Genomic DNA, 25,751 nt, shown 5'->3' with positions numbered 1-25,751 from the left:
ACCGAGTGGTGGGGCAAGAGCCCTTTTGGTTACTTTTGGGGCTCTTTTCCAAAAGTGACCCGCTGTAAGAGCGGAACCCTAAGCCGCCGTTACCTAAATAACGGATATGTACCCGGTTCAAAAAAACCGAAAACACCCATCAAACCCGATAAGCCCGCATAAACAACCCCACCACCTCCTGCACATGTTCCTCGGCCGCCTCGGCACTCAACTGCCCCCCACAGCCATACAACAAGCAAAAATTCGCCGTGCCCTTGAGCAGGCAGAAAAAGTGCTCCGCAGCGGTGAGCGGCTTGGGAATACTCAGTGCGCCACTCTGGTCAATCTTGCCCAGCAGCCGCTCCATCCCCTGCAACATGCGCAAGGGGCCTGCCTCGAAAAAGATCTGCGACAACTTCGGGTCCTGACTCCCGGAGGTCATCATCAGGCGATGCAGGTTCACCGACTCCTCACTGTTGATCAGCACATGAAACCCACGCGCGATGGTGAGCAGCACCTTCTCCACCGGCACGCCCGCCGGCAGCTCGAAATACATCACCGGTAACTGCTCTTCGCACTTGGCGACCACCGCCGCCGAGAACAGCGTCTCTTTGTCGGTGAAATGGCTGTACACGGTCAGCTTCGACACCCCGGCCTCCACGGCCACGGCATCCATGCTGGTGCTGGCATACCCATTACTCAAGAACAGGATTTTCGCCGCATCGAGGATGGCCTGGCGTTTTGCCATGTCCTTGGGACGCCCGGGGCTATTGGTGCTTACAGGATTGTCGGACATTTTCACTTTATTACTGGACTGGTGAGTTTTGTATTAATAACATACCGGCCAGTATAATTATTCCTAGCACCATTAGCGAAAGGTCCTTCAGCATGCGCAGCTATTTCCTGCCACTCGCCTTGCCTGCCAGCTTGCTATTCCTGTTGGCTGCGTGTGGCCATGAAGAAGCCGCGCAAACCATCGTCCGCCCGGCCATGGTGGTTCAGCCAGAGCCTTCGGCGCAGGCTTCGGACAGCTACCCTGGCGAGGTGCGTGCCCGTTATGAGCCCGACCTGGCCTTTCGCATTGGCGGTAAAGTCAGCCGACGACTGGTCGAGGAGGGCGAGCGGGTCAAGGCCAACCAGCCGCTGGCAGAACTCGACCCCCAGGACGTGCGCCTGCAACTGGAAGCCACACGCGCTCAAGTGGCCGCCGCTGAAGCCAACCTGAGCCTGGTGCGCGCCGAGCGTGACCGCTACAAGACCCTGATGGACCGTCAGATGGTCAGCCGTTCCCAGTACGACAATTCCGAGAACCTCTACCGTTCCGGTGAAGCGCGCCTCAAGCAGATCAAGGCCGAATTCGACGTGGCCAACAACCAGGCCGGTTATGCCGTGCTGCGAGCGCCCCAGGATGGCGTGGTCGCCAAGCGTGCGGTGGAAGTGGGCCAGGTGGTGTCTGCCGGCCAGACCGTGTTTACCCTCGCCACCGACGGTGAGCGGGAGGTGCTGATCAGCCTCCCGGAACAAAGCTTCGGGCGCTTCAAGATTGGCCAGCCGGTGTCCGTGGAACTGTGGAGCCAGCCCGATCAGCGCTTTAACGGCCGCATCCGCGAACTGTCTCCCGCCGCTGATCCAAAGTCGCGAACCTTCGCTGCCCGTGTCGCCTTCGCCGGTGGCAAGGTGCCCGCAGAACTGGGGCAGAGTGCCCGCGTATTCATACAGGCTGACGGTCTGATTCCCCTGTCGGTACCGCTGTCGGCCCTGAGTGCAGAGAACGGTGCGTCCTACGTCTGGGTGGTGCAGCCCGACAACACCCTCAAGCGCACACCGGTACGCATCGGTGCCTTTGGCGAGAAAAGTGTGCCGGTACTCGAAGGCTTGAACGCCACCGATTGGGTGATCGCCGCCGGCGTGCATGTACTCCATGAGGGCCAGCAAGTGCGCCCGGTGGATCGCGCCAACCGAGCGGTAAGTCTGGCGGCCAAGGAGTAGTCCCCGATGGGTTTCAATCTTTCCGAATGGGCGTTGCGTAATCGCCAGATCGTACTGTTCCTGATGATCCTGCTGGCCGTGGTTGGCACCTTGTCCTACACCAAGCTGGGACAAAGCGAAGACCCGCCGTTTACCTTCAAGGCCATGGTCATCAAGACCAACTGGCCAGGGGCGACCGCCCAGGAAGTCTCGCGCCAGGTTACTGAGCGTATTGAAAAGAAACTGATGGAGACCGGCGACTACGAGCGCATTGTGTCCTTCTCCCGTCCTGGTGAATCCCAGGTCACCTTCATGGCCCGGGACTCCATGCACTCCCAGGAGATTCCTGACCTCTGGTACCAGGTGCGCAAGAAGATCAGCGACATTCGCCAGACCTTGCCGCCGGATATCCAGGGCCCGTTTTTCAACGATGAGTTCGGCACCACCTTCGGCAATATCTACGCGCTGACCGGTGATGGCTTCGACTACGCCGTGCTCAAGGACTACGCCGACCGTATCCAGATCCAGCTGCAACGGGTACCGGATGTGGGCAAGGTTGAATTATTGGGCTTGCAGGACGAGAAGATCTGGATCGAGCTGTCCAACCTCAAGCTCGCCACACTCGGTCTGCCGCTGGCGGCAGTGCAGCAGGCGCTGCAGGAACAGAATGCGGTGTCGACGGCCGGCTTTTTTGAAACCCCGAGCGAGCGTGTGCAGTTAAGGGTGTCCGGCAACTTCAAGACGGTTAAAGAAATTCGCGATTTCCCGATCCGCGTCGGTGATCGCACCTTCCGTATCGGCGATGTGGCCGAGATTCATCGCGGATTCAATGATCCTCCGGCGCCACGCATGCGCTACATGGGCGACGATGCCATCGGCCTGGCCGTAGCCATGCGCGAGGGTGGCGACATTCTGGTGTTGGGCAAAGCCCTGGAAAGCGAATTCGCACGCTTGCAGAAGAACCTGCCTGCCGGCATGGAGCTGCGCAAAGTGTCGGACCAACCGGCAGCGGTGAAAACCAGTGTGGGTGAATTCGTCCAGGTGCTGGCGGAAGCCTTGGGGATTGTGTTGTTGGTGAGCTTCTTCTCACTCGGCGTGCGCACCGGCATGGTGGTGGCCCTGGCGATTCCGCTGGTGTTGGCCATGACCTTTGCCACCATGTATTACCTGGGCATCGGCCTGCACAAAATCTCCCTCGGGGCATTGGTGCTTGCATTGGGGTTGCTGGTGGACGACGCGATCATTGCCGTGGAAATGATGGCGATCAAAATGGAGCAGGGTTACGACCGGCTCAAGGCCGCCAGTTTCGCCTGGACCAGCACCGCCTTCCCGATGCTCACCGGCACGCTGATCACGGCGGCAGGCTTCCTGCCGATTGCCACGGCGCAATCGAGCACCGGCGAATACACCCGTTCGATCTTCCAGGTGGTGACCATCGCGCTGCTGGCCTCCTGGGTCGCGGCGGTGATGTTCGTGCCGTATCTGGGGGAAAAACTCCTGCCGGACCTGGCGAAGATTCATGCAGCCAAGCATGGCGCCAATGGTCCGGATCCCTACGGCACGCCGTTCTATCAGCGCGTCAGGCGGCTGGTGGAGTGGTGCGTGCGCCGGCGCAAGACGGTGATCGTCCTGACCCTGCTGCTGTTTATCGGCTCGTTGGCGCTGTTCCGCTTTGTGCCCCAGCAGTTCTTTCCGGCTTCCGGGCGACTGGAGCTGATGGTCGACCTGAAACTGGCTGAAGGCGCGTCCCTGAGTAACACGACGGACCAGGTCAAACGCCTCGAGGGCCTGCTCAAGGAACATGCCGGCATCGAGAACTACGTGGCGTATGTGGGCACGGGTTCGCCCCGTTTCTACCTGCCCCTGGACCAGCAATTGCCCGCCGCCAGCTTCGCCCAGTTTGTAGTGTTGGCCAAGACCATCGAGGAGCGCGAAAGCCTGCGCACCTGGCTGATCGAGACCCTCAACGAACAGTTTCCGGAGCTGCGCTCGCGGGTCACGCGGCTTGAAAACGGGCCGCCGGTGGGCTACCCCGTGCAGTTCCGGGTGACGGGCGAGCACATCGAAGAAGTCCGGGCCCTGGCGCGGAAAGTGGCTGCTAAGGTTCGCGAAAATACCCACGTGGTCAACGTGCACCTGGACTGGGAGGAGCCGAGCAAGGTCGTCTACCTCAACGTTGACCAGGACCGTGCCCGCGCCCTCGGTGTGAGCACCGCCAACCTGTCGAAATTTCTCCAGAGTTCTCTCACCGGTTCCAGCGTCAGCCAGTACCGCGAGGACAATGAGTTGATCGAAATCCTGCTGCGCGGCACCGTTCACGAACGTACCGAACTGTCGTTGCTGCCAAGCCTGGCGGTGCCCACCGACAACGGCAAAAGCGTAGCGCTGTCGCAGATCGCGACCCTCGAGTATGGCTTTGAAGAAGGCATCATCTGGCACCGCAACCGCCTGCCGACGGTAACGATTCGCGCCGATATCTACGGCAAGGAACAACCGGCAACCCTGGTGCAGCAGATTCTGCCCACCCTGGAAGGCGTGCGTGCCGAGTTGCCGGACGGTTACCTGCTGGAAGTCGGCGGCACGGTGGAGGATTCCGCCCGTGGCCAGAACTCGGTCAACGCCGGTGTGCCGCTGTTTATCGTGGTGGTGCTGACCTTGCTGATGCTGCAACTGCGCAGTTTCTCACGCACGGCGATGGTCTTTTTGACAGCGCCGCTGGGGTTGATCGGGGTGACGCTGTTCCTGCTGGTGTTCCGCCAGCCCTTTGGGTTTGTGGCGATGCTGGGAACCATCGCGTTGTCGGGGATGATCATGCGCAACTCAGTGATCCTGGTGGACCAGATCGAACAGGACATCAAGGCCGGGCTGGCGCCGTGGCAGGCGATTATCGAGGCGACGGTGCGACGCTTCCGGCCGATCGTGCTGACGGCACTGGCGGCGGTATTGGCGATGATCCCGCTGTCACGCAGCGTGTTCTTCGGGCCAATGGCCGTGGCGATCATGGGCGGGTTGATCGTGGCGACGGCGTTGACGCTGTTGTTCCTGCCGGCGTTGTATGCGGCGTGGTTCAGGGTCAGGAAGGACGCCGCTTAACATGTGGATGCAAACGGTTCCCGCCCATTGGGAACGTTTGCAGGCACCACTCCACTCAGATTTGCCTGATTGACAGGCGAGGATGTCAGCAGCGCGGTCGTGCTGGCATTTCAACAATGAGTTGATGGAGTGTCATATGTTTATTTTGTCTGCCCTGGCTGCTTTTAAAGGTGCGATGCTGGGGTCGCTGCTGGGCAATTTATTTCCTGCCAACCCTAAAGAAGCTGAGACGGTGCGACCACAGATGCCTGGCCATGGCCGGCCGGGCTTCAATCACGGTCATCCCTCCCGGCCCACCCTGGGGCCTGTCCTGCCGGCCCGGCCCAAGCCTTACCACCCGGCCTCGGTGAATGAGGCCTATCAGCCTTACAGGCACTCGCCCGGACACGCGCGTATCAATTGAAGGAACTGCTACGGCCAAATTGCCACATAGGGTTACCTGATAGGCAGGTGATTTCTTTCTCGGGTGACCCTCAGGAAGAAAGTTTCCAGACAATTCATAGAGGCGGCAGACGATGCTTTTACAAGCGTTAGGTAACCTGTACATGGGGGTGGGTTTGATGTTGGGGGGTGGTTTGAACCGACCTCAACCCCATCATGCCTGCAAAAAACATGACGGTGAGGCTGCACGCCCGCGCGATGAGGACGGGGCTGTTCGATACAGTCACGCGCAGCCGCAAAGTAGTATCACGATCAACAACAGCAACACCCTCATCAGCCGTTGATTGCCTTGATTGGGGGCATGCCTGTTTTCATGTTCAGTTAATACAAACGCCCCGACACGTGCGGGGCGTTTGTATATTCAGGATAAATCACAGCCTATGAGTTACAGGGCCCCGAAGACCTTCTTCGCCAAGCTGGTAGCCGCCGCTGCCGGGTTCTTGCGAATCGTCTCTTCCTGCTGGGCGATCATCTTGAACAGCCCGTCCAGTGCCTGCTCCGTCACGTAGCTTTCGACGTTGGCACTCTTGGCATCAATCGCGCCAAAGGTGGCGGCTTTGCCTGCCAGTGCATTGTACTGCTGGGCCACGCCGACCTTGTCGGTGGCGGCCTTGACGATCGGCAGGAACTTGGCCCGGATCTCGTCACGGCTGCTTTTGTTCAGGTACTGGGTGGCCGAGTCCTGGCCACCGGTGAGGATGCCCTTGGCGTCGGTCACGCTCATGTTTTTCACGGCGTTGACCAGGATCGGCTGGGCCTGGGTCACGGCAGACTCAGCCGCCTTGTTCATGCTGGCTTCCAGTTGGTTGACCTGGTCACCCATGCCGAACATTTTCAACTTGTCGGCAACTTTGCCCAACTTGCCCGGCAGGCCGATTTTCACCTCGGGGTTGTTGCTGAAACCACCGGGAACCCCCAGTTGTTTGACGGCAACCTGCGCGCCTTGGGTCAGTGCGTCTTTCAGGCCGCCGGTGGCGTCGCCCTGGGACAGGCTGCCGAGGGACAACGCCATGGCGTTGGCGCCGAGCAGCAAGCCGGCGCACAGGGCAGTGAGGCGAAGGGAGTTACGGAGCATGGGCGCTTCCTTATGTTCGATTTTTAATCAGTGTGCAACCGCATCCACGCGCAGGCGCAACGGTTGTGGGTCCGTACCATTCAACTGCACGGCGTGCCGTTCGGTGGTGATAAACAGTAGCTTGCGATCCAGTTCGATGCGAGCGCTGACCGAATAACTGTGGCCGGGCTTGATCTGGGCCGGGTCGTAGCTCAGGTGAAACGGCAGCGGCACCTGGCCTTTTACCGGGCCTTTCTGCTCGGCCAGGGTCACGGCCGGGGCGTCCATCAAGGACACGTCTTGCAGGGTCACACTCAAGGTGGCGGCGGGCGGCAGGGCGATGCGTTGCAGGTAGAACACTTCGCCATCGAGGCTGGCTTTGGGGGCGGGGCTCATGGTCTGGCAGGCTCCCAGCAGGGCGGTCAGGCCCAGGAGGATGATTTTTTTCATGGTGCAGCTCCTTGTCAACGGCGCCAGAAACACCCTGGCGCCTCGGTCACTCTAGTGTGTCTCTTCAGGTACGGCGGGCTTGTCCGCCGCATCCTCACTGCGATGCAGGGCCACCTGGCGGATCGACAAACGAATCTCCGCCGGCAATACGCGCTTGGCCGCGCCTTCGGCCAGTTCACCCAGCAGCGGGTGGTAGCTTAGCTTGCCGGCTTCATCGCGGCGCAGCACATCTTGCTCCAGTAACGTCTGGATAAAATGTCGGAAAAGGCTCTTGTCGAAAAACTCTGGAGCATTCAGGCCGTGCAGGATCGACAGGCGCTGGGCCATGACGGTGCACAGGTCTTCCAGCTCTTCGGCACTGATGCTGTTCTGGCCGCTGTTGAGCAGCAGCGAGATGGCCATGTAGAAGCGTTGCAGGGTCTGGGCGATGCTCTTGGACAGCAGTGTCAGCAGCACAAAGTGTCGTGAACTCGGGGCCGGGCGCAGGTATACCTCGTTCTCGAAGCGCAGCAGGTCTTGTTCGACAAAGGCTTCCAGCCACTGATCCACCACCGCGTCCAGCTCGTCCAGGGACCAGCGGATAAACAGCTCCGATTGCAGGTACGGGTAGAGCGCGCGGGTGTAGCGCAGGATCTGTTCGCGGCTCATGCGCGAGCTGCTCTGGAAGAAACTCGCCAGCAGCGCCGGCAGGGCGAAGATGTGCAGCACGTTGTTGCGGTAGTAGGTCATCAGGACAGCGTTTTGCTCGTCCAGATAGAGGATCTTGCCCAGGGCATCGCTCTGTTCCGACAGCAGGTCCATGTCCTTGACGTGCTTGATCAGCGCCAGGCCATTCCCTTCGGGCAGCGTGGTGTGGGGCGAGTAGGGCACCTTGCGCAACAACGCCAGGTACAGATCAAGTTGGCGTGCCATGGCCTGCTCGTCCAGGGCCAGGCGGGTGGTGGACAGCAGCGCCAGGGCCACCAGGTTCACCGGGTTGATCGCCGCCGCTTCGTTCAAGTGTTGCGCCACCCGCTCGCCGAGACGGTTGGTGGTTTCGTTGAGCCAGGCCGGTTTGTAGTTCGGACCCAGTTCCTGGGTGCGCCAGTCGGGCTGCTCGGTGTCGAGGAACTCAGCCAGCTTGATCGGTTCGCCGAAGTTGACCGCGACCTGGCCAAAGCGCTGCTTAAGGGCGCCGACCACTTTGAAAATATCGAAAATCGACTCTTTCTTCTTGCTCGCACCGCGCAGTTCGCCGAGGTAAGTACGGCCTTCCAGCACCCGCTCATAGCCGATGTACACCGGTACAAACACGATGGGCATGCGCGAGGAGCGCAGGAAGCTGCGCAGTGTGATCGCCAGCATCCCGGTCTTCGGTTGCAGCATGCGCCCGGTGCGTGAGCGTCCGCCTTCGACGAAGTACTCCACCGGGAAGCCCTTGGTGAACAGGGTGTGCAGGTATTCGTTGAACACCGAGGTGTACAGCGGGTTGCCCTTGAAGGTGCGGCGCATGAAAAACGCCCCGCCACGGCGCAGCAGGCTGCCGATCACCGGCATGTTCAGGTTGATCCCGGCGGCGATGTGCGGCGGGGTCAGGCCGTTCTTGAACAGCAGGTAGGACAGCAGCAGGTAGTCGATGTGGCTGCGATGGCACGGCACATAGATCACTTCGTAACCCTGGGCGACCTTTTGCACACCTTCGATGTTGTTGACCTTGATGCCGTCGTAAATCTTGTTCCAGAACCAGCTCAACACCACTTCCAGGAAACGGATGGCGGTGTAGGTGTAGTCCGAGGCGATCTCGTTGCCGTAGCGCAGGGCCTGGGCCTTGGCTTTCTCGGGGGTGATTTTCTCGCGTTCGGCTTCGTCGAGGATCGCCTGGCGCACCAGCGGCATGTTGACCAGGCCTTTGACCAGGTTGCGCCGGTGGGACAGGTCGGGGCCGATCACCGCGGTTTTCAGGTTACGAAAGTGCACCCGCAGGATGCGTTGGGCCATGCGCACCGTGCGTTCGTGGCCTTTATTGTGCTCGATCAATTCACGCAGGTTGATGGGCGCGGAGAATTGCACCCGGGTCTTGCGGCCCAGGATCAGGATACTCAGCAGTCGGCGCAGGCGGCCGGTGACGGCCCAGCTGTCGGCGAACAGCAGTTTCCACGGGCTGGACTCGCTGTCGGGCGACTGGCCCCAGAACACGCTGACTGGAATGATCTGTGCATTCTCTTCGGCGTGTTCGGTGAGTACGTCCACCAGGCGGGTCAGGGTGGGCGGTGCGCCACGCTTGTCCTGGCGCCCTAGCCAGTCGGGGTCGGGCGTCAGGTAGAAGAAGGCCGCAGGTTCCATCAACGGGCCCACGGATACCGGCAGCACCGGGCGCGGCAGGCCGGCCTTGGTACATTCGGTATCAACCACCGCCAACTCGGTGAGGGACGGGGATTGCAGGACGTAAAACACCGGACGGCTGCGGTCGAGGTTCAGGGTAAGGGACGACTGGTTGATCGTCTCTGAGCGAACCCAGAGGTACAACAGCCGGCGCAAGGTGCCAAATACCAGACGGCGAAAGGGAGAACGGGTCATACGGCTTCTGCTTTAGTGGGAAAAACCGAGCAGATGCTCGGGACGCTAGTGTGCAGTATTAGGCGAAAATCGGCAAAAAAGCGGCGAAGTAATCTTGAGTTGAAGCTTTTTGAGCCTGTCTTATACTCGGCAGTTCAACTGCGACGACTCAACAATAAACGTACTTATAAAAAGCATGTGGGAGCAAAACAGATGGCAACGCGCGAAACCGGCAATGTGAAGTGGTTCAACGACGCCAAGGGCTACGGCTTTATCCAGCGGGAAGACGGCAAGGACGTGTTTGTGCACTACCGCGCCATTCGCGGTGACGGGCACCGTTCATTGGCTGAAGGCCAGCAGGTGGAATACGCCGTGGTGACGGGCGAGAAGGGCTTGCAGGCTGAGGATGTGGTGGGCCTGTAACCCGGTAGGCACAACACACCTTTAAATGTGGGAACCCGGTCGAATGTGGGAGCCGGGCTTGCCCGCGATAGCATCGCCGCGGTTTGGCTGAATGACCGAGGTGGGCCCATCGCAGGCAAGCCAGCTCCCACATTTGATTGGGTTTGCACATTGAGGCCTTGTCAGCCTGGCTTTATGCCGTTTTCCAGGTGATCTGCTCTTCACCGTCTTCGCTGATACGAATCCAGGTATCCGCGCTTTCTTCACCTTCTTCCTCAACCCAGCTGCCCGGCGCGCAACGCACTTCGACGTTCAGCGCGGCAAACGCCGCACGGGCGCAAGCGATGTCGTCTTCCCACGGGGTCTGGTCGCTTTCCAGGTACAGGCTGTTCCATTTGCCTACGGCTTTCGGCAGCCAGGTGACCGGCACGCTGCCGGCGGTGCACTTGTAGGTCTGGCCGCGCTGGACCCAATCGGTGCACGGGCCCAGGGCGGCGCCCAGCCAGGCAGCGATGGCCTTGTGGTCGACGTCGGCGTCCTTGAGGTAAATCTCGATATCAGGCTGGCGCATGGATGTTCCTCATTGCGGGATTATGAAAATCCATTCGCGGGTTCAGCGCAGGCCCCAAGAGGCCCACAAAATAATGGGTTATTGAAGCACGAAATAGTCGTAGCGCATCGACACGGTGACCAGCAGCGGTTCGGCCGCCTCGATCACCTGGGCGCGGCGCTCGGCACTGGCGCGCCAGCCGTGGGGGGTCATCGCCAGCAGGTTGGCGCGGTCCTTGGGGTCGGCCAGGCTCAGGGTGAACTCAAGGGTTTCGCTGTGCTGCAGGCTCATGCCTTCCGGCACCAGCGCCAGGTGCTTGTCGTCGGTGTACTCACGCACTTCGTCGTACAAGCGCTCACGCAGCTCCATCAGGTGGCCGCGGGTGGGGCCGACCTTCATCAAGCCGCCGCCCGGGCTGAGCAGGCGCTTGGCCTCCAGCCAGTCCAGCGGGCTGAACACGCTGGCGAGGAACTGGCAACTGGCGTCGGCCAATGGCACCCGGGCCATGCTGGCGATCAACCAGGTTACGGTGGGGTTGCGCTTGCAGGCGCGCTTGACCGCTTCCTTGGAAATATCCAGGGCATACCCGTCGGCACGCAGCAGGGCATCGGCGATTTGCGCGGTGTAGTAACCCTCGCCACAACCGATGTCCAGCCAGCGCTGGGGTTTGCGCTCAGCGGCCAGTTCGGCCAGGCGTTTGGCCACCGGGGCATAGTGCCCGGCGTTGAGGAAGTTGCGACGCGCTTCCACCATCGCCAGGTTATCGCCCGGGTCGCGGCTGTTCTTGTGCTGTACCGGCAACAGGTTCAGGTAACCCTGGCGCGCGCGGTCGAAACGGTGCCCGACCGGGCAGGCCACGCCGTTGTCCACTTCATGGAGCGGTGCGCTGCAAATGGGGCAAGCAAGCATCAGGCGAGCAACTTGATCAGGGTCTGGTAGTAGATTTCAGTCAGCACATCGAGGTCGCTGGCGAGAATGCGTTCGTTGACCTGATGGATGGTCGCATTGACCGGGCCCAGCTCCACCACCTGGGTGCCGAGGGTGGCAATGAAGCGCCCGTCGGAAGTGCCACCGCTGGTGGACGCCTGGGTCTCGCGGCCGGTGACGGCCTTGATGCTGGCGGAAACGGCATCCAGCAACGCGCCCGGTTCGGTGAGGAACGGCAGGCCCGACAGCGCCCACTCCACATGCCAGTCCAGGCCATGCTTGTCGAGAATCGCTGCGACCCGCTGCTGCAGGCCTTCGACGGTGGACTCGGTGGAGAAACGGAAGTTAAACACCGCTGTCAGGTCACCCGGAATCACGTTGGTGGCGCCGGTGCCGGAATTGAGGTTGGAGATCTGGAAGCTGGTAGGCGGGAAGAAGGTATTGCCATCGTCCCAGTGCTCGGCGGCCAGTTCGGCCAGCGCCGGGGCGGCCAGGTGGATCGGGTTCTTCGCCAGGTGCGGGTAGGCCACGTGGCCTTGCACGCCGCGCACGGTCAAGGTCGCGCCGAGGGAGCCGCGACGGCCATTCTTGACCACGTCGCCCACCAGGGTGGTGCTGGACGGTTCGCCGACGATGCACCAGTCCAGGCGCTCTTTACGGGCCGCCAGGCGTTCGATCACAGCCTTGGTACCGTGGTGCGCCGGGCCTTCTTCATCGCTGGTGATCAGGAAAGCCACTGAACCCTTGTGGTCCGGGTAGTCGGTGACGAAGCGCTCGGCCGCCACCAGCATCGCCGCCAGGCTGCCTTTCATGTCTGCTGCGCCACGGCCGCAGAGCATGCCGTTGTCGTCGATCAACGCGTCGAACGGGTCGTTCTGCCAGGCCTTGACCGGGCCGGTCGGTACCACGTCGGTGTGGCCGGCGAAGCACAAGACCGGGCCTTCGTGTTTGCCGTGGGTGGCCCAGAAGTTATCCACATCCTCGATGCGCATTGGCTCAAGCGCAAAACCGGCGTCGCCCAGGCGCTGCATCATCAGCTTCTGGCAATCGGCGTCGATCGGCGTCACCGACGGGCGACGGATCAGGTCGATAGCGAGTTGGAGGGTCGGCGAAAGGTCGGCGTGGGCCGTCATGTAAAAACTCCGGAAGCGTGTCAGGGCGCAAGACGAGTGTGGAATACGGTACTTGAAACGGCGCATGGCTCATGTGGGAGCGGGCTTGCTCGCGAATGCGGTGGGTCAGCCGACTTATCCAGTGACTGACACCCCGCATTCGCGAGCAAGCCCGCTCCCACATCAAGCATCGGCCTGGGCCAAGTCTCACAAAATGGCCGTTATCTTATAGCAAAACGGCGGCCAGAGGCCGCCGTTTAGTGCATTGCGCAGGATTTTAAGCGGCTGTTACGGGCTCTTGCGCCGGCGCCGGTTTCGGCAGCGACGACAGGAACGCCATGATCAGCGCGGCCACATACGGCAGCGACTGCACCAGCAGCATCACCACCCAGAAGCGCATGTCATTGCTTGGCAGGCCCTGCACCAGGTAAATCCCCAGTGCCGCGCCCCACAGCAGCAGCATGATGAACATCTCTTCCCGGGCTTCGGAAATCGCGACCCAGAAACCGTGGTTATCGGCGTTCTTCGGTGTACGAAAGAACGGAATGCTGGTGGTGAAGAAGCCGTACAGCACCGCCTTGGCGATGGTGTGGGACAACGCCAACCCGGCCAGTGCCGCGCAGAACGCATCTTTGAGGTTCACACCCACCGCACGACGGTAGAGGAAGATGATCTTGCCCACCTTGAACACGAACAACGCCAACGGCGGGATCGCGAAAATCAGCAGCGGCGGGTCAACCCGCGTCGGCACGATAATCATCGCCGCCGACCACAACAGGGCGCCCACGGTGAAGAAGATGTTCATGCCGTCGGCCACCCACGGCAACCAGCCCGCGAGGAAGTGGTAGCGCTGGCCACGGGTCAGCTCGGTGTCCTTGCCGCGCAACAGGCTTGCGGTGTGACGCTTGATGATCTGAATCGCACCGTAGGCCCAGCGGAAGCGCTGTTTCTTGAAGTCGATAAAGGTATCGGGCATCAGGCCCTTGCCGTAGCTGTCGTGGTAGTACGCGGCCGACAGGCCTTTCTCGAAGACCCGCAGGCCCAGCTCCGCATCTTCACAGATGCACCAGTCGGCCCAGCCCAACTCTTCCAGGACCGAGCGGCGGGTCATGGTCATGGTGCCGTGCTGGATGATCGCGTCACGGTCGTTACGGGTGACCATGCCGATATGGAAGAAGCCCTTGTATTCGGCGTAGCAGAGCTTCTTGAAGGTGCTTTCGTTCTGGTCGCGATAATCCTGTGGCGACTGCACCACGGCGATTTTCGGGTCGGCGAAGTGCGGCACCATGTGCTTGAGCCAGTTGGGCGACACGCAGTAATCGGAGTCGATCACCGCGATCACTTCGGCATCCTTGGCGGTGTGCGGGATCAGGTAGTTCAGCGCGCCGCCCTTGAAACCGGCCAGGGGCGAGACGTGGAAGAACTTGAAGCGCGGGCCCAGGGTTTCGCAGTAGTCGCGCACCGGTTCCCACACCGCAGGGTCCTTGGTGTTGTTGTCGATGATCAGGACTTCGTAGTCCGGATAGTCGAGGGCCGCCAGGGCGTCGAGGGTCTGTTTGACCATCTCCGGTGGCTCGTTATAGCAAGGCACGTGGATCGAGACTTTCGGGCGGTAGTCTGAATCCCCTTCAACCGGCAGGAATTCGCGCCGACGTTTGTGGGTCCAGACCGCTTCCGCCAGTTCGTGGGCCTCGGTCAGCAGCACGATAAACACGCCCAGGGCGCCGAGTGCCAGCAGGAAGCCCACCGTCAAACTGAACCAGGTGCTGTATTGCTGGCTGTAGTCATAGCCGATCCACACCAGTACCGAACCGCACAGGAACGCGATAAAGGTCAGGAAGGTCCGGCCACGCTGGCGCAGGGCCGAGCCGTCGATCATCAGCAAGGTCAGGGACAGCAGCGCAAGCACCACCGAGCCGATGGCCAGCACGCGCCATTGCGGAATCGCGACCACTGGGCCGTCAAAGTTGAATTTCTGCTGGCGTGCGGCGTTGAACACGCCCCAGTAGGCGCCGGCCGAGCCTTCATCGCTGACTTTCCACGGCTGGTCGAAGGCCTCGATCACGAAGTAGTTGTAGCCCTGGCGATTGAGTTTATTCACCAGTGTGCGCAGGTAAATCGCCTGGTCGGCGGGGGACGTTTCATTGCCACCGCGCATGCGTCCGTTACTCGGCCAGCCAACCTCCGACAGCAGCAGCGGCTTTTTCGGGAACAGTTTTTTCAGGTCCCGGGCGCGGTCGAGTACGTACTGGCCGGCCTTGTCCATCGGGATAAATTCCCAGAACGGCAGGATGTGCGCGGCGATCAGGTCGACGTGCTTGGCCAGTTGCGGGTTCTTTTCCCAGATGTGCCATTGCTCGGAAGTCGTCACCGGTACTTTTACCGCAGCGCGCACCCGGTCCAGCAGCACGATCAGCGCTTCCGGGGTGATTTCTTCACGGAACAGGGCTTCGTTACCCACCACTACCCGCACGACGCTGCGGGAGCTGTTGGCGATTTCGATGGCTCGCTGGATTTCACGCTCGTTGCGCTCCAGGTCCGGGCTGATCCAGATCCCCAGGGTCACCCGCAGGCCGAACTCTTCCGCCAGCTTGGGGATATCCCCCAGGGTGCCGTCGACCGAGTAGGTACGGATGTTGTCCGTCAGCTTGCTCATGATCGCCAGGTCCTGACGCATTTGATCGTCAGTCGGGTACTGGTCTTTCTGTGGGAACTGGCCTTGTTGGAACGGCGAGTAGGAAAAACCGGAGATCTGTTCAGGCCAGTTAGGGGCAGTGACCGGGCGGTTGATCAGCGCCCAGAAGCCGGTGAACAGCGCGGCAATTGCCAGCACCACCACCAGGTTGAGTCCAAATTTACGCGATGACATGGCTATTTCGGGTTCCAAAGGGTGTGGAACGAAAAGAGGTGTCGGCCGACGCCGAACGGCGCGCATCCTACACCGGCCTTTCACTGACCGTACAGCAAGCCGAGAAAAACCGGTCATTGGGCAGCGAAAGTTCATCTAAGTTCTTTACTTGTAGCTGGATGCGTCGAACTTGTCGCGGCAACGCCCTATAATGCGCGCCGGTTTTTGGGGTAATGGTCATGAGTACAGAAGATCCACGGTTTGCCGGCGTCGCCCGCTTGTACGGCATTGAAGGCCTGGAACGCTTGAAGGCGGCCCATGTGGCCATTGTCGGCGTGGGCGGTGTGGGCTCGTGGGCGGCGGAAGCCATTGCCCGGTGCGGCGTGGGCGAGATTTCGCTGTTTGACCTGGATGATGTGTGTGTCAGCAACAGCAACCGTCAGTTGCATGCGCTGGACAGCACCGTGGGCAAGGCCAAGGTCGAAGTCATGGCCGAGCGCCTGAAAGGCATCAACCCGGACTGCACCGTACACGCGGTGGCGGACTTCGTGACCCGCGAGACCATGGCGGAGTACATCACGCCCAACATTGATTGCGTGATCGACTGCATCGACAGCGTGAACGCCAAGGCGGCGCTGATTGCCTGGTGCAAGCGCCGCAAGATCCAGATCATCACCACCGGCGGCGCGGGCGGGCAGATTGATCCGACGCTGATTCAGGTGTGTGATTTGAACCGTACGTTCAATGATCCGTTGGCGTCGAAAGTGCGCTCCACCCTGCGCCGTGACTACGGCTTCTCCCGCACCGTGACCCGCCATTACAGCGTGCCCTGCGTGTTCTCCACCGAGCAGCTGCGGTATCCGAAGCCGGACGGCAGCATCTGTTTGCAGAAGAGCTTTGTCGGTGACGGTGTGAAGCTGGACTGCGCCGGCGGGTTTGGCGCGGTGATGATGGTCACCGCGACGTTCGGCATGGTGGCGGCGACCAAGGCGGTGGACAAAATTGTGGCCGGGGTGCGCCGGCCTTCGGATCGAGTGAAGGCCACGTAACTCTGCGCGCTGAGCGAAGATCAAAATGTGGGAGCGGGCTTGCTCGCGAAAGCGGAGTGTCAGTCACCGGAAATGTCGACTGATACACCGCATTCGCGAGCAAGCCCGCTCCCACATTTAGTGTTGTGTAAGGCTCAACGCCCGCATGCGCTGAAGCACGGCATTCAACCCATTGCTGCGCGACGGTGATAACTGCCGCGACAGGCCCAGTTGTTCAAACCAGCCGGGCAGGTCGACCGCCTGCAATTCGGCGGCCGCCAAGCCGTTAACCCGCGCCAGCAACAACGCCACCAGGCCGCGAATCAGCCGTGCATCGCTGCTGGCGGCAAACTGCCAGTGGCCGTCGTGCAAGTGCCCCACCAGCCACACCAGGCTTTCACAGCCTTGCACCAGGTTGGCATCGACCTTGTCCTCATCCGGCAAGACGGGCAAGCGCTCGCCCCATTGCATCAGCATGCGGGCCCGTTGTTCCCAGCTGCCAACCGCTTGAAACGCTTCCAGCGCGAGGACTGCCTCGGTCGGCAAATTCATCGCAACATATCCAGGGCCTGATCCAGGGCTTCAAAAAAGCGCTCCAGGTCATCGGAATCGTTGTACAGCGCCAGCGACACCCGAATCGCCCCCGACAACCCCATCTGCTTGAGCAGCGGCATTGCGCAATGATGGCCGGCGCGCACGGCAATCCCTTGTTCGGTCAGCAGGTGGGCGAGGTCGGCGTTGTGCACGCCTTCTACCACAAAGCTGGCCAAGGCCACCTGCGGCGAGCCCAGCAGGCGCACACCCTTGCGTGCTTGCAAGCCACGCAGCAGGTAGTCGTGCAGGGCGGCTTCGTGGGCCGTCACTGCCTGTTGATCCAGGGAACCCAGGTAATCCAGGGTTGCCCCCAGGCCGATCACACTGGCGATGGGCGGTGTCCCGGCTTCGAAGCCAAGGGGCGCGGGGCGGAAGCTGGCACTTTGATAATCAGCCTGCTGCACCATCTCGCCACCAAACTGCCAGTGGCGCAGGTGATGCAGGGCTTCAGTGCGGCCATACAGCACGCCGACGCCATCCGGGCCATAGAGCTTGTGGCTGGAAAACACGTAGAAGTCGCAGCCCAGCGCTTGCATGTCGTGGCGACCATGGACGATGCCTTGGGCGCCATCCACCACCGTCAGGGCGTCGTGGGCTTTGGCCAGCGCCAACAACGGCAGCAAGGGCTGCCAGGCACCCAGTACATTGGACAGTTGGCTCACCGCCAGCAGTCGGGTACGCGGGCCGATCAATTCGGCGGCGGCTTGCAGGTCGATCAAGCCATCATCGGTGAGCGGCAGAACCACCAACTCGACCCCGCGACGTTTGGCCAACTGCTGCCAGGGCAGCAGGTTGGCGTGGTGCTCCAGGGCGCTGATGACAATCTCATCGCCCGGGTTGAAGAGGTGCTCCAGGCCATAAGCCAGGAGATTCAGCGCCGAAGTGGCGCCGTGGGTAAAGATGATTTGCCCGTCGTCGCCGACGTTCAGCCACTGCGCCACCTTGCTGCGACTGTTCTCGAAAGCCTGGGTCGCATGGGCGCCCGGCAGATGCTGGGCACGGTGCACATTGGCTGCGCCGTTGGCGTAGTAATGGCTGATGGCGTCCAGCAGGGCTTGAGGTTTTTGCGTGGTGGCGGCGTTGTCCAGATAGGTCTGGTCTTGCCGTTGCAGGGTGGCGATGGCCGGAAAGTCGGCGCGCCAGGGAGAGGGCACAAGCATGGTGATCAAGGCTCGTATAAACGGCCCGCACCGGTCAGGTGTGGGCCGTCAGTGGCATCGAGTCGCTGCTTAGTTGTGAGCGTGCAGCGCTGCGTTCAGTTCGATGGCCGATTTGTGGGTTTTGCACTCCACGGCACCGGTCTCGGAGTTGCGGCGGAACAGCAGGTCCGGTTGGCCGGCCAGCTCACGGGCCTTGACCACTTTGACCAACTGGTTGGCCTCGTCCAGCAGCGCCACCTTGGTGCCGGCAGTGACGTACAGGCCCGATTCCACAGTGTTACGGTCGCCCAACGGGATGCCGATACCGGCGTTGGCGCCGATCAGGCAGCCTTCGCCCACTTTAATCACGATGTTGCCGCCGCCCGACAGGGTGCCCATGGTGGAGCAACCGCCGCCCAGGTCCGAACCCTTGCCGACGAACACGCCGGCCGACACGCGGCCTTCGATCATGCCCGGGCCTTCGGTGCCGGCGTTGAAGTTGACGAAACCTTCGTGCATCACGGTGGTGCCTTCGCCCACGTAGGCGCCCAGGCGGATCCGCGCGGCATCAGCGATACGCACACCGCTCGGCACCACGTAGTCGGTCATTTTCGGGAACTTGTCCACCGAGAACACTTCCAGCAACTCGCCACGCAGGCGGGCTTCCAGTTGGCGCTCGGCCAGTTCGGCGATGTCGATTGCGCCCTGGCTGGTCCAGGCCACGTTCGGCAACTGCGGGAACACACCGGCCAGGCTCAGGCCATGTGGCTTGACCAGGCGATGGGACAGCAGGTGCAGCTTGAGGTAGGCCTCAGGCGTGGAGGTCAGCGCGGCGTCTTCGGCCAGCAGCGTGGCCACCAGCGGCTTGTGGCTTTCGGCCAGGCGGGTCAGCAGGGCGGCTTGGGTCGAATCGACACCTTTGAGCGCGTCAGCCAGTTGCGAAGCCTGGGCCACGGTGAAGGTAATGGCCTGGTTGCCTTCGGTGTAACCGAGGATCGGTGCGATGGCTGCGATGATTTCAGCCGAAGGGTTGAGCAGCGGTTGTGCGTAAAACACTTCCAGCCAAGCACCTTGGCGGTTCTGTGTGCCGACGCCGAAGCCCAGGCTGAACAGGGAATTGGACATGCTGTTACCTCTACAAAAATGGAGTGGGCTGGCCTACTTGAGGGCCGCCGAATAACTATCTGGCTTGAAGCCAATCAGGGTTTTGTCACCGAGATCAAGCACGGGGCGCTTGATCATCGAGGGTTGCGCGAGCATCAATTCAATGGCTTTCGCTTGGTCGAGATCGGCTTTGCGTTCGTCTTCGAGTTTGCGAAAGGTGGTGCCCGCACGGTTCAAAACCACCTGCCAACCGTGCTCATTGCACCATTGGGTCAAGTGTTCGCGGTCGATACCGGCCGTTTTGTAGTCATGAAACTCATAGCTGACGGCGTGTTCATCGAGCCAGGTGCGCGCCTTTTTCATGGTGTCGCATGCTTTGATGCCGAAAAGGTGCAACGTTTTGCTTGAATCGGTCAAGGAATTGCCCCCCTTTGGGCTGACACAGATGAAAGGTCACGGATTATGCCATGGCCAGCGGCTTTCGGCGCCGCTCGTCACACCTGCGTGCTGCAGGGTGCGACTTTTGTGCAAAGGCCATCGCGCAGCATGGGCGGCTAATATGGCACTTCAACGGCGAGTTGTTGCCTGATGTGTGTTGTTGCAAGTTGATTGTCCGGGAATCCCGTTTTATGCAAACCGCCTACACCGTACTCATCCTGCTGATGCTGGTCAGCGTTTCGCGCCTGGTCGGGCGTGTTATCCCACTGCCGTTACCACTGGTGCAGATCGCCGCCGGTGCCTTGCTGGCGTGGCCGACCCTGGGGCTGCATGTTGCCCTGGACCCGGAGTTGTTTCTGTTTCTGTTCCTGCCGCCGCTGCTGTTTTCCGATGGCTGGCGCATGCCCAAGCGGGAATTGTGGCGCCTGCGCGGGCCGATCCTGACGCTGGCGGTGGGGTTGGTGCTGTTTACCGTGGTGGGTGCGGGTTATTTCATTCATTGGCTATTGCCGAGTATTCCCCTGCCGGTGGCGTTTGCCCTGGCGGCCGTGTTGTCGCCGACGGATGCCGTGGCGGTGTCGGCCATTTCCCAGAACCGTTTGCCGACGCCGTTGATGCATATGCTGCAGGGCGAGGCGTTGATGAACGACGCGTCGGGCTTGGTGACCTTTAAGTTCGCCCTGGTGGCGGCAGTGACCGGGGTGTTTTCCCTGGCCAATGCCAGCCTGACATTTGTGCTCGTCGCCGTCGGGGGCCTGGCCATTGGTGTGGCCCTGAGCTGGCTGGTGGGCCGGCTCAGGTCCTGGATGATCGCCCGGGGCTGGGACGACCCGGCGACCCACGTAGTCTTCATGTTACTGCTGCCGTTTGCCGCCTACGTGCTGGCGGAACGCCTTGGCGCGTCGGGCATCCTGTCGGCGGTGGCCGCGGGGATGATGCAAAGCTGGCTCGACCTGCTGCCGCGCCAGACCAGCACCCGGCTGCTCAACCGAAGCGTGTGGTCGCTGTTGGAGTTTGCCTTTAACGGCCTGATCTTCCTGCTGCTGGGCCTGCAATTGCCGGACATCATCAAGGCGGTAGTCAGCCATGAGCCGACGTTGTGGCCCACATTGCTGTACCGCTGCCTGGATGTGATCGCGATTTTCCTGGTGTTGGTGGTGTTGCGGTTTGTCTGGGTGCAGAGCATCTGGCGCCTGTCGGGATTGCTCCGACGCTTGCGTGGGAAAAGTGAGCTGACGCTGGTGCCGACCGCCCGCTCCTGCTGGCTGTTGACGGTAGGCGGGGTGCGCGGTGCGGTGACGTTGGCGGGTGTGATGTCGGTGCCATTGCTGTTGGCGCCGGGCCAGGATTTTCCTGAGCGTGACCTGCTGATCTTCATCGCCGCCGGCGTGATCCTGCTGTCACTGGTCGCTGCCTGCATCGCCTTGCCACTTCTACTGCGGGGCATTGAAAAAAGCCCGGACGACAAGCGCCGCCGGGAGGTGCGCGACGCCTGGAAGAAAACCGCGGAAGCAGCGATCCATGCCCTGGAGGTCGAAGAGCCCGCTGACGCGGCACCCCAGGATGCCGCCCAGGCGGCGTTGGCCACCGAACTCAAGGCGCGGTTGATGTCGGAATATCGTCATCAGTTGGAAGTGTTCAATGATTCGGCTGAAGCCCAGGCGCTGGCGTTTCAGATGGATCAACTGGAGCGCAAGCTACGGCTCAAGGCCCTGCGGGCGCAGCGCCTGGAGTTGTATAGCCTGAGCCGTCACCACCAGATTGGTGATGACGTGCTGCGGGAGGTGTTGGCAGATCTGGATATGAGTGAGGCGAATCTGGGACACATCAAATGATACCGCGCTGCTTATTCTAGAGAGGGAGCTTGCTCCTGCTGGGTGACGAAGTCGCCCCAACGCTGGCGACTCCATTCATGCAGGAAAACCCCATCAGCCAGTTTACGACTGCTGCGCAGCCGAGCGGGAGCAAGCGCCCTCGCCACCTATTTAGAGCAATTATTTATTGCGAGTGATGAAGTCGCGAATCCGCTCGGCCGCTTCCACACATTCCGCCAGCGGCGCAACCAGCGCCAGGCGCACACGCCCGGCGCCCGGGTTGAAACCGTTCACTTCCCGCGACAGGTATGAACCCGGCACCACGGTCACATGTTCTTCCACGAACAAGTCGCGGCAGAAGGCGGCATCGTCGCCATTCACATTCGGCCACAGGTAGAAGCCGCCGTCCGGCGCTTGCACATCCAGCACTGGCTTGAGAATGGCCAGCACGGCATCGAATTTCTCGCGGTACAGATCACGGTTCGCCTGCACGTGGGCCTCGTCCTGCCAGGCGGCAATGCTCGCCAGCTGGGTTTGCACCGGCATCGCGCAGCCGTGGTAGGTGCGGTACAGCAGGAAACCCTTGAGGATCTCGGCATCACCGGCTACAAAACCCGAACGCAGGCCCGGCAGGTTGGAGCGCTTGGACAGGCTGTGGAACACCACGCAACGCTTGAAGTCCTGGCGACCCAGTTCCACGCAGGCGCTGAGCAGGCCCGGCGGCGGGGTCTGTTCGTCGAAGTACAGTTCGCTGTAGCACTCGTCGGCGGCGATCACGAAGTCGTATTCGTCGGCCAGGGCGATCAGCTTTTTCAGGGTGTCGACGGGGATCAATGCACCGGTCGGGTTGCCAGGGGAGCACAGGAACAGGATCTGGCAGCGTTTCCAGATGTCCGGCGACACTGCGTCGAAATCCGGGTTGAAGCCGTTTTCATCCAGGCATGGCAGGTAGTGCGGCTTGGCGCCGGCGAGGAAGGCCGCGCCTTCGTAGATCTGGTAGAACGGGTTCGGGCTGACCACCAGCGCGTCGTCGCCACGGTTGACCACGGTCTGGGTGAAGGCGAACAGCGCTTCACGGGTGCCGTTCACCGGCAGGATGTTGCGCGCCGGGTCGAGCCAGCCCTTGGGCACGCTGAAACGACGTTCGCACCAGGCGCCAATGGCCTCGCGCAGGGCGGGGATGCCGAGGGTGGTCGGGTAGACCGCCATCTGGTCCAGGCTGTTGGCCAGCGCATCGGCGACGAACTGCGGGGATTTATGCTTCGGCTCGCCGATGGACAGGGCGATCGGGCGTTTGTCCGGGTTCGGCGTGACGCTGCCCAGCAGGAGGCGCAGTTTCTCGAACGGGTAGGGCTGCAGCTGGTTCAGGGCGTTGTTCATGAGGGCCTCTATCAGGGTGAGCACGGACCCTGTGGGAGCTCGCTTGCTTGCGATGGCATCTCCTCGGTGTACCACATACACCGAGGTGCCCGTCTCGCAGGCAAGCCAGCTCCCACCTGAGTCCCATTCACACAGTTAAAAATCAAATCGTTAGTCTGGACATCTCGACGCCGGTCCCCTGGTTGACGCTCAACTGCTGGACGATGGCTTCCTGCAAGCGTCGGCACAGTTCAGGGTCGGAAAGCGGCTGGTTGTCGGCATCGGTAATAAAGAACACGTCTTCTACCCGTTCGCCCAGGGTCGCAATCTTGGCGTTTTGCAGCGACAGGTCGAACTCCAGGAAGATCGTGCCGATCCGCGCCAACAGACCGGGGCGGTCCGGGGCACTGAGTTCCAGTACGGTCACCGGGCGCTGGGCGTCGTTGTGGATGGTGACCTCGGGGGCAAACGCGAAGTGCTTGAGCTGGCGCGGTACCCGACGCTGGATGATGGTCGGGTAGTCGTCGGGGTTGCGCAGGGCGTCGGTAAGGCCTGTGCGGATTTTTTTTACCCGCTCCGGGTTGTCGCCGATGGACTCGCCTTCAGTGTCGAGCACAATGTAGGTGTCGAGGGTGAACTGGCTGCTGGAGGTGATAACCCGAGCGTCGTGAATGTTCAGGTTGAGCTGGTCCATCGCGGCCACGGTCACGGCGAAAAAGTCGTGCTGGTCCGGCGCGTAGATGAAAATCTGGGTGCCGCCCTCGAACTCGCGCTGGGTGGTTTCCTTGATCAGCACCAGGGGGCCGCCGTCCGCCGGCTGCTGCAGGATCGCGTCGCTGTGCCAGGCCACGTCGCCGGCGGTGTGGCGCAGGAAGTAGTCATCCCCCAGTTGGGACCAGAGTTGCTCGACGTCGTCCGGGTCGTTGCCGCCGCGCACCAGGATATCCAGGGCCGCGCTTTGGGTGCGACGGATCTGCTCTTCGCGATCCACCGGGTTCTCCAGGCCGCGACGCAGCGCGCGCTTGGTCTCGGTGTAGAGCTGGCGCAACAGGCTGGCGCGCCAGGAGTTCCACAGCGTCGGGTTGGTGGCGTTGATGTCGGAGACGGTGAGCACGTACAGGTAGTCGAGGCGGGTTTCGTCGCCGACGGCCTGGGCGAAATCGTGGATCACCTGCGGGTCGGACAAGTCCTTGCGCTGGGCGGTGGTGGACATCACCAGGTGGTTTTGCACCAGCCACACAATCAGGCGGCTGTCCCACAACGGCAGTTGGTGACGCTGGCAGAACGCTTCGGCGTCCACTGCACCAATTTCCGAGTGATCGCCATGACGGCCCTTGCCGATGTCGTGGTAAAGGCCGGCCAGGTAGATCAATTCGGGCTTGGGCAGGCGCGCCATGAGCTTGCTGGCCAGCGGGAATTTTTCTGACACCTGGGTGTACTGCAGCTTACGCAGGTGTTTGATCAGGTTCAGGGTGTGGGCGTCCACGGTATAGATGTGGAACAGGTCATGCTGCATCTGCCCGACGATAAAACCGAACTCTGGCAGGTAGCGCCCCAGGATCCCGTAACGGTTCATGCGCCGCAGGTTGCGGTGGATGCCGATCTTGCACTTGAACAGCTCGATAAACAGGCTGGTGTTGCGGATGTCGTTGCGGAAATCGTCGTCGATCAGGTGACGGTTTTCCCGCAGCAAACGAATGGTGTCGGCGCGCACGCCTTTGATTTCCGGCTGCTGAGCCATCAGTACGAAGATTTCCAGCATGGCAAACGGCGTGCGTTTGAACACGTTGTCGTTGCGTGCCTCGATATAGCCATCGTGCAACTGGAAGCGCGAGTTGATCGGCTGCGGTGGTGCTTCGTCTTCCGGGGCCAGGATCACTTCTTCGAAGTGCTGGATGATCAGGTCGCTGAGCTGGGCAATGCTCATCACCACCCGGTAATACTGCTGCATGAAGCTTTCGATGCTGGTCTTCGCGTCTTCGCCTTCAAACCCCAGCAGGGTGGCGATGGAGCGCTGGTGGTCGAACAGCAGGCGGTCTTCGGAGCGTCCGGCGAGCATGTGCAAGGCGTAGCGTACTTTCCACAGGAATTCCTGGGAGGAGGCCAGCAGGGCGTTTTCGCTCTCCACCAGAAAGCCTTCCCCGGCCAGGGCCCGCAGGTTCAGGGTGCCGTACTGGCGCCGCGCAACCCACAGGATGGTCTGGATGTCCCGCAGGCCGCCCGGGGAGCCTTTGACGTTGGGCTCCAGGTTGTATTCGGTGTCGTTGTATTTGTGGTGCCGGGCTTTCTGCTCGGCGCGCTTGGCCAGGAAGAAGTCCTTGCTCGGCCACATATGTGCAGTGCTGGTGACTTCCAGCATGCGCTGGCGCAAGCGCTCGGGGCCGGCAATGGTGCGGCTTTCCATCAGGTTGGTGATCACCGTCAGGTCGGCGCGGGCTTCCTGGGCACATTCGTCCACCGAGCGCACGCTTTGGCCGACTTCCAGGCCGATATCCCACAGTAGCGTCAGAAAACGCTCGATGGAATCGCGAAAGATCTCGTGGTCGGCGCTGTCCAGCAAAATCAGCAGGTCGATGTCGGAGTAAGGGTGAAGCTCACCACGGCCGTAGCCGCCGACCGCCACCAGGGCGATGTCGGCGTCTTCACTCCAGCTGAACTGTTCCCAGGCCTTTTGCAGGATGTTATCGACGAACCAGGCACGGTCCTCGATCAGCCGGCGGATGTCCCGGCCGGTGCGAAAGCGCTCGTCGAGCACCTCGCGGGCCTGACGGATGGCCTTCTTGAAGGCGGCGATGGGACTTGCCTTCAATGCCAGCTCCGCCTGGAACTGGCCACGGTCAAAGAGTTCGGGATCCACCTGGGGCATCGATCGGTTTTCCTTTCTATCTATGGGTCACAGCGTCGCTATTAGAAAAC

19 protein-coding genes are annotated in these 25,751 nt (G+C 61.4%); 5 read left to right on the top strand and 14 right to left on the bottom strand.

Going from position 1 to position 25,751, the window contains the following annotated elements; all coding sequences use genetic code 11:
- Positions 1 to 139: 139 nt before the first annotated feature.
- On the bottom strand, positions 140 to 775 hold the full coding sequence (locus tag HX855_RS30210) for a TetR/AcrR family transcriptional regulator (RefSeq protein WP_177087152.1): 636 nt from the start codon (positions 773 to 775) through the stop codon (positions 140 to 142).
- A 92-nt stretch (positions 776 to 867) separates the two neighbouring features.
- On the opposite strand from HX855_RS30210, the gene HX855_RS30205 reads away from it, so the two are divergent.
- Positions 868 to 1,968 carry an efflux RND transporter periplasmic adaptor subunit gene (locus HX855_RS30205; RefSeq protein ID WP_177087154.1) on the top strand — a complete coding sequence of 367 codons (1,101 nt, stop codon included), beginning with the start codon at positions 868 to 870 and terminating at the stop codon, positions 1,966 to 1,968.
- A 6-nt stretch (positions 1,969 to 1,974) separates the two neighbouring features.
- Complete coding sequence (locus HX855_RS30200; RefSeq protein ID WP_177087156.1) at positions 1,975 to 5,040, top strand: efflux RND transporter permease subunit; 3,066 nt, start codon at positions 1,975 to 1,977, stop codon at positions 5,038 to 5,040.
- Between the two features lie 826 nt (positions 5,041 to 5,866).
- Here HX855_RS30200 and HX855_RS30195 read toward each other — a convergent pair.
- The 3 genes from HX855_RS30195 to plsB are packed head-to-tail and all read right to left on the bottom strand — an operon-like array spanning position 5,867 to position 9,541.
- Positions 5,867 to 6,556, bottom strand: coding sequence for a DUF4197 domain-containing protein (locus HX855_RS30195; RefSeq protein ID WP_177087158.1), 690 nt, complete (start codon positions 6,554 to 6,556; stop codon positions 5,867 to 5,869).
- A gap of 27 nt (positions 6,557 to 6,583) precedes the next feature.
- Positions 6,584 to 6,985, bottom strand: a complete 402-nt coding sequence (locus HX855_RS30190; RefSeq protein ID WP_177087160.1) for a YbaY family lipoprotein — start codon at positions 6,983 to 6,985, stop codon at positions 6,584 to 6,586.
- A gap of 51 nt (positions 6,986 to 7,036) precedes the next feature.
- Positions 7,037 to 9,541: a glycerol-3-phosphate 1-O-acyltransferase PlsB gene (gene plsB, locus HX855_RS30185; RefSeq protein ID WP_177087162.1), complete on the bottom strand. Its 2,505-nt coding sequence runs from the start codon at positions 9,539 to 9,541 to the stop codon at positions 7,037 to 7,039.
- Positions 9,542 to 9,733: 192 nt separating this feature from the next.
- Between plsB and HX855_RS30180 the strand changes: the two genes are divergently transcribed.
- Positions 9,734 to 9,943: a cold-shock protein gene (locus HX855_RS30180; RefSeq protein ID WP_032891681.1), complete on the top strand. Its 210-nt coding sequence runs from the start codon at positions 9,734 to 9,736 to the stop codon at positions 9,941 to 9,943.
- A 172-nt stretch (positions 9,944 to 10,115) separates the two neighbouring features.
- Here the strand turns inward: HX855_RS30180 and HX855_RS30175 are convergent, their stop codons facing one another.
- From HX855_RS30175 to HX855_RS30160, 4 genes are all read right to left on the bottom strand, one after another.
- Entirely contained in the window at positions 10,116 to 10,493 is a 378-nt protein-coding gene (locus tag HX855_RS30175) for a hypothetical protein (RefSeq protein WP_010176770.1), read from the bottom strand.
- Positions 10,494 to 10,571: 78 nt separating this feature from the next.
- Positions 10,572 to 11,381 (bottom strand): putative RNA methyltransferase, encoded by an 810-nt coding sequence (locus HX855_RS30170; protein ID WP_177087164.1) that lies wholly within the window; start codon positions 11,379 to 11,381, stop codon positions 10,572 to 10,574.
- Positions 11,381 to 12,532: a succinyl-diaminopimelate desuccinylase gene (gene dapE / locus HX855_RS30165; protein ID WP_177087166.1), complete on the bottom strand. Its 1,152-nt coding sequence runs from the start codon at positions 12,530 to 12,532 to the stop codon at positions 11,381 to 11,383. The genes HX855_RS30170 and dapE overlap by 1 nt, the downstream gene beginning before the upstream one ends.
- A gap of 256 nt (positions 12,533 to 12,788) precedes the next feature.
- Positions 12,789 to 15,380, bottom strand: coding sequence for a glycosyltransferase (locus tag HX855_RS30160; RefSeq protein WP_177087168.1), 2,592 nt, complete (start codon positions 15,378 to 15,380; stop codon positions 12,789 to 12,791).
- A gap of 218 nt (positions 15,381 to 15,598) precedes the next feature.
- Between HX855_RS30160 and tcdA the strand changes: the two genes are divergently transcribed.
- Entirely contained in the window at positions 15,599 to 16,408 is an 810-nt protein-coding gene (gene tcdA / locus HX855_RS30155; RefSeq protein ID WP_177087170.1) for a tRNA cyclic N6-threonylcarbamoyladenosine(37) synthase TcdA, read from the top strand.
- A 117-nt stretch (positions 16,409 to 16,525) separates the two neighbouring features.
- Here tcdA and HX855_RS30150 read toward each other — a convergent pair whose 3' ends face one another.
- The 4 genes from HX855_RS30150 to HX855_RS30135 all read right to left on the bottom strand — a co-directional run bounded on the left by HX855_RS30150 (position 16,526) and on the right by HX855_RS30135 (position 19,641).
- Positions 16,526 to 16,939 carry a SufE family protein gene (locus HX855_RS30150; protein ID WP_177087173.1) on the bottom strand — a complete coding sequence of 138 codons (414 nt, stop codon included), beginning with the start codon at positions 16,937 to 16,939 and terminating at the stop codon, positions 16,526 to 16,528.
- The gene (locus HX855_RS30145) at positions 16,936 to 18,141 is read right to left on the bottom strand and encodes an aminotransferase class V-fold PLP-dependent enzyme (RefSeq protein WP_177087175.1); all 1,206 of its coding nucleotides are present in this window, start codon (positions 18,139 to 18,141) and stop codon (positions 16,936 to 16,938) included. Before HX855_RS30145 ends, HX855_RS30150 begins: the two co-directional genes overlap by 4 nt.
- A gap of 69 nt (positions 18,142 to 18,210) precedes the next feature.
- Positions 18,211 to 19,245 (bottom strand): 2,3,4,5-tetrahydropyridine-2,6-dicarboxylate N-succinyltransferase, encoded by a 1,035-nt coding sequence (gene dapD, locus HX855_RS30140; protein ID WP_177087177.1) that lies wholly within the window; start codon positions 19,243 to 19,245, stop codon positions 18,211 to 18,213.
- 33 nt (positions 19,246 to 19,278) lie between these two features.
- The gene (locus tag HX855_RS30135; RefSeq protein ID WP_088422994.1) at positions 19,279 to 19,641 is read right to left on the bottom strand and encodes an ArsC family reductase; all 363 of its coding nucleotides are present in this window, start codon (positions 19,639 to 19,641) and stop codon (positions 19,279 to 19,281) included.
- 212 nt (positions 19,642 to 19,853) lie between these two features.
- Here HX855_RS30135 and HX855_RS30130 point away from each other — a divergent pair, with 212 nt between their 5' ends.
- The gene (locus HX855_RS30130; RefSeq protein WP_177087179.1) at positions 19,854 to 21,497 is read left to right on the top strand and encodes a Na+/H+ antiporter; all 1,644 of its coding nucleotides are present in this window, start codon (positions 19,854 to 19,856) and stop codon (positions 21,495 to 21,497) included.
- A gap of 159 nt (positions 21,498 to 21,656) precedes the next feature.
- Here HX855_RS30130 and dapC read toward each other — a convergent pair whose 3' ends face one another.
- Positions 21,657 to 22,856 (bottom strand): succinyldiaminopimelate transaminase, encoded by a 1,200-nt coding sequence (gene dapC, locus HX855_RS30125; RefSeq protein WP_177087181.1) that lies wholly within the window; start codon positions 22,854 to 22,856, stop codon positions 21,657 to 21,659.
- Positions 22,857 to 22,998: 142 nt separating this feature from the next.
- Positions 22,999 to 25,701: a [protein-PII] uridylyltransferase gene (locus tag HX855_RS30120; protein WP_177087183.1), complete on the bottom strand. Its 2,703-nt coding sequence runs from the start codon at positions 25,699 to 25,701 to the stop codon at positions 22,999 to 23,001.
- Positions 25,702 to 25,751 lie beyond the last annotated feature (50 nt).

Origin of the sequence: Pseudomonas sp. IPO3778, assembly GCF_013386825.1 — a bacterium.
In the GTDB taxonomy this organism is placed as follows: Bacteria; Pseudomonadota; Gammaproteobacteria; order Pseudomonadales; family Pseudomonadaceae; genus Aquipseudomonas.
Note: the sequence above shows the minus strand (reverse complement) of the source record. Positions and strands in the feature narration are given on the sequence as shown.